The organism is Microterricola viridarii, from assembly GCF_001542775.1.
Taxonomy (GTDB): Bacteria; Actinomycetota; Actinomycetes; order Actinomycetales; family Microbacteriaceae; genus Microterricola; species Microterricola viridarii_A.
On the sequence record NZ_CP014145.1, the window covers coordinates 1,027,336 to 1,039,648 of the forward strand.

The 12,313-nt window shown below is 68.2% G+C and carries 17 protein-coding genes; 10 read left to right on the top strand and 7 right to left on the bottom strand.

What is annotated here, in order from left to right:
• Positions 1–9 precede the first annotated feature (9 nt).
• Genes nadE through AWU67_RS04640 form a run of 4 tightly spaced genes read left to right on the top strand, consistent with a single transcriptional unit; the run spans position 10 to position 1,835 of the window.
• Entirely contained in the window at positions 10–849 is an 840-nt protein-coding gene (nadE, locus tag AWU67_RS04630) for an ammonia-dependent NAD(+) synthetase (protein ID WP_067226948.1), read from the top strand.
• Positions 850–865: 16 nt separating this feature from the next.
• Positions 866–991 carry a hypothetical protein gene (locus tag AWU67_RS17825; RefSeq protein WP_257720959.1) on the top strand — a complete coding sequence of 42 codons (126 nt, stop codon included), beginning with the start codon at positions 866–868 and terminating at the stop codon, positions 989–991.
• A 51-nt stretch (positions 992–1,042) separates the two neighbouring features.
• Positions 1,043–1,474, top strand: a complete 432-nt coding sequence (locus AWU67_RS04635) for a DUF6325 family protein (protein ID WP_067226949.1) — start codon at positions 1,043–1,045, stop codon at positions 1,472–1,474.
• A gap of 52 nt (positions 1,475–1,526) precedes the next feature.
• Entirely contained in the window at positions 1,527–1,835 is a 309-nt protein-coding gene (locus AWU67_RS04640) for an SHOCT domain-containing protein (protein WP_199922344.1), read from the top strand.
• A 94-nt stretch (positions 1,836–1,929) separates the two neighbouring features.
• Here the strand turns inward: AWU67_RS04640 and AWU67_RS17495 are convergent, their stop codons facing one another.
• From AWU67_RS17495 to mgrA, 4 genes are all read right to left on the bottom strand, one after another.
• Positions 1,930–2,748 carry a hypothetical protein gene (locus AWU67_RS17495; protein WP_067226950.1) on the bottom strand — a complete coding sequence of 273 codons (819 nt, stop codon included), beginning with the start codon at positions 2,746–2,748 and terminating at the stop codon, positions 1,930–1,932.
• 93 nt (positions 2,749–2,841) lie between these two features.
• Complete coding sequence (locus AWU67_RS04650) at positions 2,842–3,108, bottom strand: hypothetical protein (protein ID WP_067226951.1); 267 nt, start codon at positions 3,106–3,108, stop codon at positions 2,842–2,844.
• Positions 3,109–3,169: 61 nt separating this feature from the next.
• Positions 3,170–4,126, bottom strand: a complete 957-nt coding sequence (locus AWU67_RS04655; RefSeq protein ID WP_067226952.1) for a DMT family transporter — start codon at positions 4,124–4,126, stop codon at positions 3,170–3,172.
• A gap of 5 nt (positions 4,127–4,131) precedes the next feature.
• On the bottom strand, positions 4,132–5,139 hold the full coding sequence (gene mgrA / locus AWU67_RS04660; protein ID WP_067226953.1) for an L-glyceraldehyde 3-phosphate reductase: 1,008 nt from the start codon (positions 5,137–5,139) through the stop codon (positions 4,132–4,134).
• Between the two features lie 270 nt (positions 5,140–5,409).
• Between mgrA and AWU67_RS04665 the strand changes: the two genes are divergently transcribed.
• The 5 genes from AWU67_RS04665 to AWU67_RS04685 all read left to right on the top strand — a co-directional run bounded on the left by AWU67_RS04665 (position 5,410) and on the right by AWU67_RS04685 (position 9,612).
• Positions 5,410–6,000, top strand: a complete 591-nt coding sequence (locus AWU67_RS04665; protein WP_067226954.1) for a single-stranded DNA-binding protein — start codon at positions 5,410–5,412, stop codon at positions 5,998–6,000.
• A 115-nt stretch (positions 6,001–6,115) separates the two neighbouring features.
• Positions 6,116–6,586 (top strand): DUF6993 domain-containing protein, encoded by a 471-nt coding sequence (locus AWU67_RS04670; RefSeq protein WP_067226955.1) that lies wholly within the window; start codon positions 6,116–6,118, stop codon positions 6,584–6,586.
• An 84-nt stretch (positions 6,587–6,670) separates the two neighbouring features.
• Positions 6,671–7,273: a hypothetical protein gene (locus tag AWU67_RS04675; protein WP_067226956.1), complete on the top strand. Its 603-nt coding sequence runs from the start codon at positions 6,671–6,673 to the stop codon at positions 7,271–7,273.
• 91 nt (positions 7,274–7,364) lie between these two features.
• Entirely contained in the window at positions 7,365–9,047 is a 1,683-nt protein-coding gene (gene ettA, locus AWU67_RS04680; RefSeq protein ID WP_067226957.1) for an energy-dependent translational throttle protein EttA, read from the top strand.
• Between the two features lie 40 nt (positions 9,048–9,087).
• A complete protein-coding gene (locus tag AWU67_RS04685; RefSeq protein WP_067226958.1) occupies positions 9,088–9,612 on the top strand; it encodes an acyl-CoA thioesterase in 525 nt (174 codons plus the stop codon).
• Between the two features lie 17 nt (positions 9,613–9,629).
• On the opposite strand, the gene AWU67_RS04690 is transcribed toward AWU67_RS04685, so the two are convergent.
• The 3 genes from AWU67_RS04690 to AWU67_RS04700 are packed head-to-tail and all read right to left on the bottom strand — an operon-like array spanning position 9,630 to position 11,537.
• Positions 9,630–10,124, bottom strand: coding sequence for a hypothetical protein (locus AWU67_RS04690; RefSeq protein WP_067226959.1), 495 nt, complete (start codon positions 10,122–10,124; stop codon positions 9,630–9,632).
• A gap of 12 nt (positions 10,125–10,136) precedes the next feature.
• Positions 10,137–10,613 carry a Rieske (2Fe-2S) protein gene (locus tag AWU67_RS04695; protein ID WP_067226960.1) on the bottom strand — a complete coding sequence of 159 codons (477 nt, stop codon included), beginning with the start codon at positions 10,611–10,613 and terminating at the stop codon, positions 10,137–10,139.
• A 51-nt stretch (positions 10,614–10,664) separates the two neighbouring features.
• A complete protein-coding gene (locus AWU67_RS04700; RefSeq protein ID WP_067226961.1) occupies positions 10,665–11,537 on the bottom strand; it encodes an acyl-CoA thioesterase in 873 nt (290 codons plus the stop codon).
• Positions 11,538–11,618: 81 nt separating this feature from the next.
• On the opposite strand from AWU67_RS04700, the gene AWU67_RS04705 reads away from it, so the two are divergent.
• A complete protein-coding gene (locus AWU67_RS04705) occupies positions 11,619–12,308 on the top strand; it encodes a hypothetical protein (protein WP_067226962.1) in 690 nt (229 codons plus the stop codon).
• Positions 12,309–12,313: the final 5 nt, after the last annotated feature.

The following is a 12,313-nucleotide window of genomic DNA, read 5'->3' on the forward strand; positions in this document are numbered from 1 at the left end:
ATTCGACGCATGCACGCGCTTCAGTCCCAGATCATGGCCGACCTCCATGTCAGCCCGAATATCGACGCAGCCGCCGAGATCCGTCGGCGCGTTGACTTTCTCATCGAGTATCTGCGCCGCACGGGCGCGCGCGGCTTCGTGCTCGGCATCAGCGGCGGCCAGGACTCCACGCTCGCCGGCCGGCTCTGCCAGCTCGCCGTCGAAGAGCTGGCAGCCGAGCAGCCTGCACAGCAGGGCGGGGACGCCCCGGTGTTCGTCGCCGTGCGCCTGCCCTATGCCGTGCAGCACGATGAAGACGACGCCCAGCTGGCCCTGGACTTCATCCGGCCGGCGCACACCGTCACCTTCAACATCCAGGGCGGTGTCGACGGCATCCAAGACGAGTTCGCCCGGGCGCTCGGCGAGCCGATCAGTGACTTCAACAAGGGCAACGTCAAGGCGCGCATGCGGATGATCGCGCAGTACGCCATCGCCGGTCAGCGCGGCTACCTGGTGGTCGGAACTGACCACGCCGCAGAAGCGGTCACTGGCTTCTTCACGAAATTCGGCGACGGCGGAACCGACCTGCTGCCGCTGGCCGGCCTGAGCAAGCGCCAAGGTCGCGCGCTGCTCCAGCACCTGGGCGCGGCCGAACGGCTCTACCTCAAGCCGCCGACCGCCGACCTGCTGGACCACACCCCCGGTCAGACCGATGAGGAGAACCTCGGCCTGAGCTACACCGAGATTGATGACTACCTCGAGGGCAAGCAGGTGTCGGATGCCGCGGCAGCCGCGATCGAGAGCCGCTACCTGGCCAGCGAGCACAAGCGGCGCACGCCCACTTCCCTGTTCGACGAGTGGTGGCGCTAGGCGGCGCACACGCGGCGTGGCCAACGGCTGGGAGCTGATCTCGGTCGTCACCAGCCAGGGCCAGAGCACGGTGCAGATCTCCCCGCCTGCGCCTGAGGCCGGAAGCGGGCAGACTCTTGCCAGCCACCGGCTCACGCAGTAGCTTCAGACCACCCTGCCGACACCGACGGGCGATGAGCGACAGGGGAGCGGCATGACACTCGGCCCAGTTGAAGTTCTGGTTATCGGATTCCCGGAGAACAGGTTCACGGGGGAGATCATCCCCGAACTCGAACGTGTGGTGTCCAGCGGAACGATCGCCGTCATCGATGGTCTCTTCGTCCGTAAAGACGCCGACGGCAGCACGACCTTTGCCGAGTTCGATGAGATCGGCGTCGGCAGCGAGGTGGCGGCCCTGCGCGGCATCCTCGACCGGGTCGAAGGTCTGATCTCCGACGAGGATGTCAGCGAGCTCACGGCGGAACTCGCCCCCAACAGCTCGGCAGCGATCCTCGTGTTCGAGCATGCCTGGGCGAGGGGTCTCCGCGACGCAGTCGTGAGAGCCGGTGGTCAGATGCTGGAAAGTGTTCGCGTTCCACAAGACGTGGTGCAGGAGATCCTCTCCACCGTGCCCGAGATCGACTGAGCGGAGTAGACCAATGCGAGGACGGATAGGGCGGCCGGGCCTGATCGGCACGATGGCGCGCACGGCAGTGATTGCGGGCACGGCGACTGCCGTATCAGGCGGTGTGCGCTCCCGCCAGCAGGCGAGCGCCCAGCAACAGCAGGAGGCGCAGCAGATGCAACAGCAGCAGGCGCAGGATGCCGCCTTCGCTCAGGGTCAAGCCGCGGCCGCCCAGACGGCGGCAGCACAGCAGCAAACCGCTCCGGCACCCGCCGAGGACGACACGCTCGCCAAGCTCGCGAAGCTGGGGGAGTTGAAGGCTGCCGGAGTTCTGGACGACGCGGAGTTCTCGGCCGCGAAAGCCAAGATCCTCGGCCTCTAGCCGGGAGGGCGTGTCGCCACCTCGAACATCAATGCACTGTCCGCTTCACGCGCCGCCCGAGTACAGCCGGCCTTGAGCCGGAGCGTAGTAGCGCCTACGCGTCGGTGCCGACAGCTGCCGGCTGCGCCGGAGCGGGGGTTGCAGGCGCAGGCGCTACCGGAGCGTGGCTGGCCGGCGCAGGAGTGGCCGGAACGTGGGCTACCGGAGCGGGAGCCACTGGAGCGATCGGCTCCGGTGCCTGCTCTGCCGCGACCGGAGCCGGCTGGCGCAGGGCCGCGACATCGTCGAACAGCTTCTGCGTGTCGATCCCACCGGTCGGGTCAGCCGGCTGGGCGAACAACGGCGAGAGGTGCTGTGCCTGGTGCTGCTGCGCAACCCAAGCATCCTGATCGGCGAGGAGTGTGCGCTCGCTCTCGCTGGTGGCTTCCTTCCAGCGGGCCAGGTCTGCGGCAAACGCCTTGCGGGCGCGGCCCGGCTTGGCCTGCCACTCGATCAGGCGGTCGCGGAATCCCGCGACGGCGGGGTCGAGCTGGGCGCCGAACGTCGCGGAAGCGCGCTTCAACTCGTGCAGCTGGTGGGCGGCCCAGTCGGCTGCCACCTGGGAGCCACGGATCGGAAGCATCCGCACCTGGATGTCGGCCTGGCCGACGGCCCGATCCGAGAGCACCTGCTCCTGCGGGGTGAGCGAGTTCCAGACGGAAGCCTCGGTGGATGCGTCAATGAGGGCGGCGATCGCCGCGATCTTGATCTCTGAATTGCGCTGCGCGATGACCCGGTTGGTCGTGCCGCGGGCGATCCACGCGGCGAGCAAACCGGAGACGATCATGGCGACGGCGATGACGACGGCGGCGAATATCACCGGCTGTGCGTCCGAGGAAAAGAACCAGTCAGAGAAATCTGTCAACCACTGCATGTGCCGCACTCTACCGGCGCAGGGCGCGGCCGCATGCCCGTGTTCCCGGCGTGCCTCAACTCGGGTGCAGGACGCGCCGGGCCGGCCGCCTGGTCAGCGGAAACATTCGGCGGCGGCCGCCGCGCTGCCGAAATCGCCGAGGGTGCTGTGCCGCACGCCGTCGGAGAGAAGGACTCGCGCGGTAAAGCGAGATGCGCGGCCGGCGTCGGCAGCGCTCAGCTCGATCTGGCCGAGGATCGTGCCTTGCGCCGAGGAGACCCTCCACAGCCCGCCGCGCACAGGAACGAACTCCAGGCCCCGGACAGCGACCCCCAGCGGTGTCGACGGCGGGCGGATCAGTGTGCTGTGCTCGTATGCCATGATGCTCCCTTGCTCGGTGGCCTCTGCGTGTTTCCCACGCTAGAGGGCACCACCGACACGACTAGTTGCCGTGCGGCTCGGGGGCGAGGAGGGCGGCGACCGCGAGCTCAGGGTCGCTGGTCTTTGTGGCACGGGCCGTCTGCGCCAACACGATCCCGGCCGTCACGATCGCGACACCGAGCAGCTGCGCCGGGTCCAGCGACTCGCCGAGCCAGAGCCAAGCCACGGCGAACGCGAACAACACTTCGGCCGAGGAGGTGATGCCCGCCGCGGTGGCCGTCAGGTGTTTGAGGGCGAGGAAGGAGAGAAGGAAGGGTGCGAAGGTTCCGGCGACGGCGGTTACCGCCAGGGGCGCCCACACCGGCAACACGACGACATCCAGCGAACCGCCGAGCGAGGTCTGTGATTGCAGCAGGGCCGGATCGAGTTGCCACCAGCCGCTGAAAATGGCCCAGAACACGGTGGCGAAGCCCATGGCCCAGAAGGCGACAGCCAACGGCGAGCTCGCACTGACCTGGCGCTCGCCCACCAGGAAGTACACCGTGAGGGCTGCCGCAGCGGCGAGCCCGTAGAGCACGCCCAGCGCTGACACCTCGCCCCGGCCGATCTGGGCAACGAGCACGAGGCCGACGAGCACGAGGGCGATGGCCAACCACAGGCGGGGCTTCACCTGCTCCTTGAAGACGAGGCGGGCGAAGACGGCGACGGCCACGACGGCGAGGTACTCCAGCAGCAGCGTCAGCCCGACGGGGAGCAGCGTCAACGCCATCGCGTAGAACCACTGCAACAGCGCGATGCCGACCACGCCGAGGGCGGCCAGCACGCCCAGTTGCCGCCATCCGACGCGGAACGCCGACCGGTCGCTGACGAGCAGCCAGGCGCCCGCGATCAATGTGACCGTGAGTACCCGCACAAAGGTGAGCTGGGCCGGCGTCACCCCCGCCTCGAGCACCACCTTGGCGAGAGAGCCGTTCGCGCCGAACAGCAGTGCTGCCAACAGCGCGTAGACGTAGCCCACAGTGGTTAGCGCAGGCCGGTGCCGTGCACGGCGAACGGCTCGATCGCCGCGATCTCCTCAGCGGTCAGTGGAGGGGCATCCAGGGCAGCCACATTCTGTTCCAGCTGGGTGACGCTGCTCGCGCCGATCAGGGCGCTGGTCACGGTGGGCTGGCGGAGCACCCAGCTGAGGGCCAGCTGGGCAAGGGACTGTCCGCGGGAGGCCGCGATCTCGTTCAGGGCGCGCGCCCGCTCCAAGTAGACCGGGCTGATCTGCTCTGGATTGAGGAACCGGCTGGTCGCGGCGCGCGAGTCGGCGGGAATGGCTCCGTCGAGGTAACGGTTCGTCGCGAGGCCCTGGGCCAGCGGAGAGAACACGATGCAGCCGGCCCCCACCTCATCGAGCACGGGCAGCAGGCCGTCTTCGACGTGGCGGTTGAAGATCGAGTAGCTCGGCTGGTGGATCAGAAGCGGGACCTTGTGCTCGGCGAGGGCGGCCGCGGCGGCCCTGGTCTGCTCGGGAGAGTAGTTGGAGACGCCAACGTAGAGCGCTTTGCCCTGCTGTACCGCCGTCGCGAGCGCGCCCATCGTTTCTTCGATGGGGGTGTTCGGGTCGGGTCGGTGAGAGTAGAAGATGTCGACGTAGTCCAGGCCCAGACGGCCGAGGCTCTGATCAAGTGAGGAGAGCAGGTACTTGCGAGATCCCCACTCGCCGTAGGGCCCCGGCCACATGTCGTAGCCCGCCTTGCTGGAGATGATCATCTCGTCGCGGTATCCGCGGAAGTCCTCAGCGAAGATCCGACCGAAGTTCGTCTCGGCCGAGCCGGCAGGAGGGCCGTAATTGTTGGCGAGGTCGAAGTGGGTGACGCCCAGGTCGAAAGCCCGGCGCAGCACTGCACGCTGCGTCTCCATTGGGCGCTCGTGCCCGAAGTTGTGCCACAACCCGAGGGAGATAGCCGGCAGCATGAGGCCGCTGCGCCCGGAGCGGTTGTACCGCATTGTGTCGTACCGATTCTCTGCTGCGACGTAGCTCATGGCATCACTCTAGGGGGAGAGGGCCCCGGGCCGCGCTGTGCTGCCCTGCCCGTAGTCGCAGCGTGCATGTGGTGCCGACCGCCTGTTGTGCACAGGCTGCCGCCACACGGCCGCAATGCACAGATTGCGGAGGGCAGGCAGCGGAGGTCGCTGTGAGGCACACACTCGATTCACGTGGCCACGGCCCGGATGACGGGCACGAGCGCCGGCGTCGTGGCCACGGCCCTCGCACCGGCGCGGGCCTGTGTACACATCGAGAGGACATTTCCCATGCGTGAATCCAACGACATCATCACTGTGCTGGGTGTGATCGGCACCGACCCAGAGGCGAAGGTCACATCGAACGGCGTGCCCCTGATCAAGTTTCGGATGGCGTCCACCCAGCGCAAGTTCGACAAGGAGACGAACTCCTGGGCGGATGGCAACACCAACTGGTACACGGTGAGCGCATTCCGTGGCCTTGCGCGAAACGCCATCGCGTCGCTGCACCGGGGCGATCCCGTCGTCGTGACCGGGCGCCTGCACCTGCGCGCCTGGAACACGGGTGAGCGGCAGGGCACCTCGGCCGATCTCGAGGCCGACGTCATCGGGCTCGACCTGCAGTGGGGAACGGCCAACTTCCAGCGCACCATGCGGGCCCAGCCGCTGGAGACCACTCAGTCAGCCCCGGCCGGTGACCCTGGGCCGACAGCTGCCCTGGGCGCCGACGCGCAGTCCGGCTTCGACGGGTTTCCCGCCAGTGACGCCGCACAGTCACCTGGGGCACAGTCACCTGGGGCACAGTCGTCCGGGTTGTCGGTGCAGCACTGGCCGGCGCCTCGCGAGGATCGCGCCGGCGAGTTGGAACCGACGCCGTTCTAGCCGGTGTTGTCGCGCCCCTAGACTCATTCGGAGCGTCACACAGACATAGTCGAAGCAGTTAGGAAGGCGTGCAATGCCGAGCGAGAGCCCCTCACCCAGGCGAGCATCACGGCGGATGCCGCGGCTGCTGCTGTCGGCGGTGGCTGTCTCGGCGATGCTGGCGCTCGCCGCATGCACCACCCCTGCTCCGGCACCGACCGTGCCGCCGACTGCATCCGCGACCCCGAGCGCGACGGAGACCCCGGCACCGCCACCCGTGCTGCTGCCAGAGGGAAGCGCGGCAGACAACCTCGCCTACTTCGACTCCATTGCGGGCTCCGTGCTGGCCGCCAACCCCTCGGCCGGCGGTGAGGCCTTCATCAACGCGCTGGTCGCCGGCGGCTTCGACAAGGCAGCGATGGAGGTCGGGTTCGACCGGACCTCCGTCGATCTGGCCGCAGACTCGGTTCCGTGGTCCGTGCGGTTCAACGGCGACTGCCTGCTCGGGCAGTTCGGCCCGGCCAGCGGCGGTTACCACAGTGCCGTCACCCCGATCCTCTCCACCGGAACCTGCCTCATCGGCGCCACCCGCCCCATCGACTGGTAGCGCACCCGTTCGCACGGTAGACCGGCGTCACTGGCGCGACTAGCGTGAAACCCATGCGGTGCGGAGTCTGCAGAGCGAACGGCCATGGCTGGCGACGAGCCTGACGCGCGGCCAAACGACCAGCCAGGCGAGCGGCCGAACGAACAGCCGGGCGCGCCGCCAGAGAGTCAGCAGTCGGATCGGCGCTGGCTCGGTCGGGCCGCGCAGGGCGGTGCCCGGTCGGTGGAGGTTGTCGTCGGCGTCTACACGACCGAATACGCCATCTACGGAACCGTGCTCGTCAGTGCCCTGATCGCCGTCGGCTGGCACTACGACACCGACCTCGAGGTGTTCCTGTTCACCCTCGGAACCATCGCCGTGTTCTGGCTCGCGCACATCTACGCCGGTGTGGTGGCCAGCCATGGCTCCGCAGAGGCGCGGGGCGGCGTGCTCTGGGCGCTGATCCTGTCAGCGGCCTGGCACTCCGTCGGCATGGTGCTCGCCATGCTGATCCCGGCGGTCTTCCTGCTGCTGCCGGCCGTCGGCGCGCTGGACGAGTATGTGGGCTACTACATCGCCCTCTGGGCCGGGGTCGCGACGCTGGCCGCGCTCGGATTCTGGAACTCGGTCAAACGGGGCAGGGGGTGGCCGCGCCGATCCTCAACGCCGCCATCACCGCGTCGCTCGGCGTCTTCATCATCTGGCTGAGCTACCTCGTGCATTGAGCGCCCAGACCCGGATCATCCGGCGGCAGGAAGCTGCCTCGGCGCGGGCGCTCGGAGGATAGACTGAAAGCAATATGGCTGAATACATCTACTCCATGGTTCGCGCCCGCAAGGCGGTGGGCGAAAAGCTCATTCTCGACGACGTCACAATGTCGTTCCTGCCCGGTGCCAAGATCGGCGTCGTCGGCCCGAACGGCGCCGGAAAGTCCACCATCCTCAAGATCATGGCGGGACTGGACACGCCGAGCAACGGCGAGGCCAAGCTCACGCCGGGCTTCACCGTCGGCATCCTGATGCAGGAGCCGGTGCTCGACGAGACCAAGACGGTCCTCGAGAACGTGCAGGAGGGTGTCGGCCCGATCAAGGCCAAGCTCGACCGCTTCAACGAAATCTCGCTGGCGATGGCCGAGCCCGACGCCGACTTCGACACCCTGCTCGCCGAGATGGGCGTGCTGCAGGAGGAGATCGACCACGCGGATGCCTGGGACCTCGACTCCCAGCTGGAGCAGGCCATGGACGCGCTGCGCTGCCCGCCGGCCGACGAGCTCGTCACCCACCTCTCCGGTGGTGAGAAGCGCCGCGTCGCACTCTGCAAGCTGCTGCTGCAGAAGCCCGACCTGCTGCTGCTCGATGAGCCCACCAACCACCTCGACGCCGAGAGTGTCTTGTGGCTCGAGCAGCACCTCAGCCAGTACCACGGCGCCGTTCTCGCCGTCACCCACGACCGGTACTTCCTCGACCACGTCGCCGAGTGGATCGCCGAGGTCGATCGCGGCCGCCTCTACCCCTACGAGGGCAACTACTCGACGTACCTGGAGAAGAAGCAGGCACGCCTGGAGGTGCAGGGCAAGAAGGACGCCAAGCTCTCCAAGCGCCTCGCCGACGAGCTCGACTGGGTGCGCTCCAACGCGAAGGGCCGCCAGACCAAGTCGAAGGCGCGTCTGGCCCGCTACGAAGAGATGATGAACGAGGCCGAGCGCACCAGGAAGCTCGACTTCGAGGAGATCGTGATCCCCGTTGGCCCGCGCCTCGGCTCGCAGGTCATCGACGCCAAGAACCTGAAGAAGGGCTTCGGCGAGCGGATCCTCATCGACAACCTCACCTTCACCCTGCCGCGCAACGGCATCGTCGGCATCATCGGCCCGAACGGCGTCGGCAAGACCACGCTGTTCAAGACGATCGTCGGTCTGGAGCCCCTCGACAGCGGCGAGCTGAAGATCGGCGAGACGGTCGACATCTCCTACGTCGACCAGAGCCGTGGCGGCATCGACCCGGAGAAGAACCTCTGGGAGGTCGTCTCCGACGGTCAGGACTACATCGTCGTTGGCAAGACCGAGATCCCCTCTCGCGCCTACGTCTCGCAGTTCGGTTTCAAGGGCCCGGACCAGCAGAAGAAGGCCGGCGTGCTCTCCGGTGGTGAGCGCAACCGCCTGAACCTGGCGCTGACCCTCAAGCAGGGCGGCAACCTGCTGCTGCTCGATGAGCCGACCAACGACCTCGACGTCGAGACCCTGGGCAGCCTCGAGAACGCACTTCTCGAGTTCCCCGGTTGCGCCGTGGTCATCACCCACGACCGGTGGTTCCTGGACCGCACCGCGACGCACATCCTCGCCTACGAGGGCAGTGAGGAAGACCCGTCGAACTGGTACTGGTTCGAGGGCAACTTCGAGTCGTACGAGGCCAACAAGGTCGAGCGTCTCGGCGCGGATGCCGCGAAGCCGCACCGTTCGACCTACCGCAAGCTCACCCGCGACTAGTCGCCGGTCGAGTACGTCACCCCTGGGCATCGAGGTTCCGATGAGATTGCATGTGCCGATTCGGCTGCGCTGGTCGGATCTCGATGCCTATGGGCATGTCAACAACGCCGAGATGCTGCGCCTCCTCGAGGAGGCGCGCATCCTGGCGTTCTGGGCCGACGACGCCGCTCCGGATGACGCCGCTCCGGATGACGCCGCTCCGGATGCCGGCCACGTCACCGGTGCCGTCGGTGCCAGCACCGCGGTGCTGGACGGCCGCCCCGGTGCGTCAACACTCACCCTGATCGGCCGCCAGGAGATCGAATACCTGGCCCCGGTTCCGTATCTCCGCGCGCCGCTGGACATCCAGCTCTGGTTGGGCAGGATGGGCGGTGCCAGCCTCGAGGTCTGCTACGAGGTGTGGTCGCCGGAATCTGCCGCAGAGCCGACGCTGTACGCGCGCGCCGCGACCACGATCGTGCTCGTCGATTCCGTCAGCGGCAGCCCGCGGCGCATCAGCGAGATCGAGCGGGCAGCCTGGACGCCCTACCTGGACGAACCCGTGCGCTTCAGCAAGCGCCGTTAGGCGCGTCCGCACCTCGGCTAACGCAGCGGCTGCTCGCTGAAGCTGCCGTCCCAGAGGGCACGCGCCCCGGACTCGCCGATCTGCACCACGGTCACGGTGGCCCCGACGGCCGTGACCAGCGCCGCCAGAATGAACGCCGCCCAGACCAGGCGGCGCAGCAGGCGGGTATCCGGCGCCGTGCGTGGGGCCAACAGGCGGAACCACAGCCATTGCAGCACGGCGACAGTCGCCAGGGCGATCACCCACGGCATCAGCGTCAACCCGAGACTCGCATGCACCCCGATCAGCGGGGCCTCGCCGACACGCACCTGCAGCCACTGGCCCGCGTTCGTGGTGATCGGCACGAGCACCAGCAGTGACAGCGCGAACAGCGGCGGCACGACGCCGAGCCAGCGCCGTCCGGCCGGCCACACGGCAGCCACGAGCACGGTCAACGCGGTGACGGGCACCAGCACGACGACCAGGTGCACGATCAGAACGTGCACGGGGAGGCCGTTGAAAACATAATCCATCCGGAGCAGCGCTCAGCCGGCCACGATCGAGTCGCCGTCAACGGTGACCGGTACAGGCGTCAGAGGCTTGAGTGCCGGCCCCTGCAGCACGTCGCCTGTCGCGGCGTCGAAACGGGAACCGTGGCAGGGGCAGTGGAACTCGGTCTTCGCCGGGGCGACAATGCACTGCTGGTGCGAGCAGACGGCGCTGAATGCGACGACCTCGCCGGCCGCGGGCTGCGCGATGAGCAAGCTGGCGCCGCCGACGGTGACTGCGATGCTGTCGCCCACCGCGACAGCGCTGAGTTTCGCGATTTCTTCTCCGCTGGCCGGGGGAGTCTGGCTGGCAGAGCCGCCGGAGCCCGGGGTGCTGGGGCCGGGGTTCTGACCGCCCCCACCGCCGGAGTTCTCCGCCGGCGCACAACCGCTCAGGGCGAGGGCCGCGGCGGCAACACCCGCTCCGCCCAGGCCCACAAAGGTGCGCCTGGCCATGTCAGTCGAGTCGTTCATGCACAGCCCTCTCGTCACAGCGATGGATCATCGTGTGACTGAGACTAGTGCCTAGGCGCGCTCCGGCACGCGAACCATGCCCTCCTGGGCGACGGTTGCCAGCAGCACGCCGCTGCGCGAGAAGATGCTGCCGCGCGAGAGGCCGCGGCCGCCGCTGGCGCTCGGCGAGTCCTGCACGTAGAGCAACCACTCGTCGACGCGGCCGAAGCGGTGCCACCACATGGCGTGGTCGAGGCTGGCGATCTTCAGCCCCGGGGTGCCCCAGGCGAGGCCGTGGCCGCGCAGCACGGGCTCCAGGATCGAGTAGTCGCTGGCGTAGGCGAGCGCCGCCCTGTGCAGGTTCGGGTCGTCAGGCAGGCGGCCGATGGCCTTCATCCAGACGGCTTGGTGAGCGTTGCGCTCACCGTCCGCCGTCAGGTAGATGGACGACGGGATGTGGCGAACGTCGAAGGCGCGCTCGTCCGCCCAGAACCGGGCGACGTCGTGGTCGACGCCGCGGAGCACGTCGGCCGTCGACGGCAGGCTCTCGGGGTCCGGAACGTCAGCCGGGATCTCGATCTGGTGGTCCAGGCCGGAGTCGCTGTCCTGGAACGACGCGATCATCGACAGGATCGGCACGCCCTCCTGGTAGGCCTGGGTGCGGCGGGCGGAGAAGGAGCGCCCGTCGTGGATCCTGTCCACCGAGAAGGTGATCGGCAGGCGCACGTCTCCGGGGCGCAAGAAGTAGGCGTGCATGGAGTGCACGGTCCGGTCGTCGGCCACGGTGCGCATTGCCGCCGTGATGGACTGGGCCAGCACCTGCCCGCCAAAGACACGGCCGAGCGGCATCCATTCGGATGGTCCGGTGAAGATGTCTTCGCTGGTGCGGGCACCGGTGTCGGTGAGGTCCAGTGTGCTGAGAAGGCCTTCGATCGGACTGCTCATGCGAGCTCCTTAGTGATGCGCCCGGAGTGGGGGTGGTGGTGGCAGGAATAGCGGCCGCCTCTTAGGTAGTTTAGACAAGAGATGACTGAGTCCTTTTCCCTTGTCGACCGCTATGCGCTCGGCGACCTGCAAACCTACCTCGCCCGCGCAGGGCGTGTCGAAGACGGTTCCGTTCGGCTGATCGCCGCCGGCGGCGTCCTCGCCGCGTACACCGCGATCTTCTACCCGCGCGGAATCCTCGACGAGAGCCCGACTGTGCTCGGCCTGCGTACCTTCGCGCTCACCGATTCGCCGAGTTTTGACGCCGTCGTGCCTGCGCGCTCACTGCTGGAGCGGCTGGCCCGCGCGGAGGCGACGCTGCCGGTCGACAGCGACGCGGAAACCGGCCCCATCACGCTCTCGCTGCCGCACCAGGTGAGCACCGTCACCTGGGCGGGCATCTCGCCGCCCAAGGGCGGCTGGCACGGCCAGGAGCCCACGGATGCCGCGCTGCTCGAGAGTGTTGCGAAGGCGGGCATCGACGAGGTGGCTGCCGCCGTGCCCAGTGGGGTCGGCGAGCAGATCGTGCAGCGCGTACGCACCGAGGTATGGGGCCGCCCGATCGACGGCCTCGAGCATGTGCCGGCCGGGGCTGCCTTCGCCGCCCTCAGCCTCGGCTTCCTTGCCGGGGATGAGCCCGTCGCGCTGTTCGAGACCGGGCCATGGACGCGCCTGAGCACGAGCCGCGGCCACGTGTTGGTGCGCCGCAAGCCCTGGACGCTGCGCTCCTAAAGAGC

What these genes read in the sequence shown, in the direction of transcription:
- AWU67_RS04670 (WP_067226955.1), top strand. Translation starts at nt 6,116, where the DNA reads ATGCCGCGGCTGCTGCTGTCGGCGGTGGCTGTCTCGGCGATGCTGGCG.
- ettA (WP_067226957.1), top strand. Translation starts at nt 7,365, where the DNA reads ATGGCTGAATACATCTACTCCATGGTTCGCGCCCGCAAGGCGGTGGGC.
- AWU67_RS04675 (WP_067226956.1), top strand. Translation starts at nt 6,671, where the DNA reads ATGGCTGGCGACGAGCCTGACGCGCGGCCAAACGACCAGCCAGGCGAG.
- AWU67_RS04640 (WP_199922344.1), top strand. Translation starts at nt 1,527, where the DNA reads ATGGCGCGCACGGCAGTGATTGCGGGCACGGCGACTGCCGTATCAGGC.
- AWU67_RS04635 (WP_067226949.1), top strand. Translation starts at nt 1,043, where the DNA reads ATGACACTCGGCCCAGTTGAAGTTCTGGTTATCGGATTCCCGGAGAAC.
- AWU67_RS04695 (WP_067226960.1), bottom strand. Translation starts at nt 10,613, where the DNA reads ATGAACGACTCGACTGACATGGCCAGGCGCACCTTTGTGGGCCTGGGC.
- AWU67_RS04700 (WP_067226961.1), bottom strand. Translation starts at nt 11,537, where the DNA reads ATGAGCAGTCCGATCGAAGGCCTTCTCAGCACACTGGACCTCACCGAC.
- AWU67_RS04650 (WP_067226951.1), bottom strand. Translation starts at nt 3,108, where the DNA reads ATGGCATACGAGCACAGCACACTGATCCGCCCGCCGTCGACACCGCTG.
- AWU67_RS04665 (WP_067226954.1), top strand. Translation starts at nt 5,410, where the DNA reads ATGCGTGAATCCAACGACATCATCACTGTGCTGGGTGTGATCGGCACC.
- nadE (WP_067226948.1), top strand. Translation starts at nt 10, where the DNA reads ATGCACGCGCTTCAGTCCCAGATCATGGCCGACCTCCATGTCAGCCCG.
- AWU67_RS04690 (WP_067226959.1), bottom strand. Translation starts at nt 10,124, where the DNA reads ATGGATTATGTTTTCAACGGCCTCCCCGTGCACGTTCTGATCGTGCAC.
- mgrA (WP_067226953.1), bottom strand. Translation starts at nt 5,139, where the DNA reads ATGAGCTACGTCGCAGCAGAGAATCGGTACGACACAATGCGGTACAAC.
- AWU67_RS17495 (WP_067226950.1), bottom strand. Translation starts at nt 2,748, where the DNA reads ATGCAGTGGTTGACAGATTTCTCTGACTGGTTCTTTTCCTCGGACGCA.
- AWU67_RS04685 (WP_067226958.1), top strand. Translation starts at nt 9,088, where the DNA reads ATGAGATTGCATGTGCCGATTCGGCTGCGCTGGTCGGATCTCGATGCC.
- AWU67_RS04705 (WP_067226962.1), top strand. Translation starts at nt 11,619, where the DNA reads ATGACTGAGTCCTTTTCCCTTGTCGACCGCTATGCGCTCGGCGACCTG.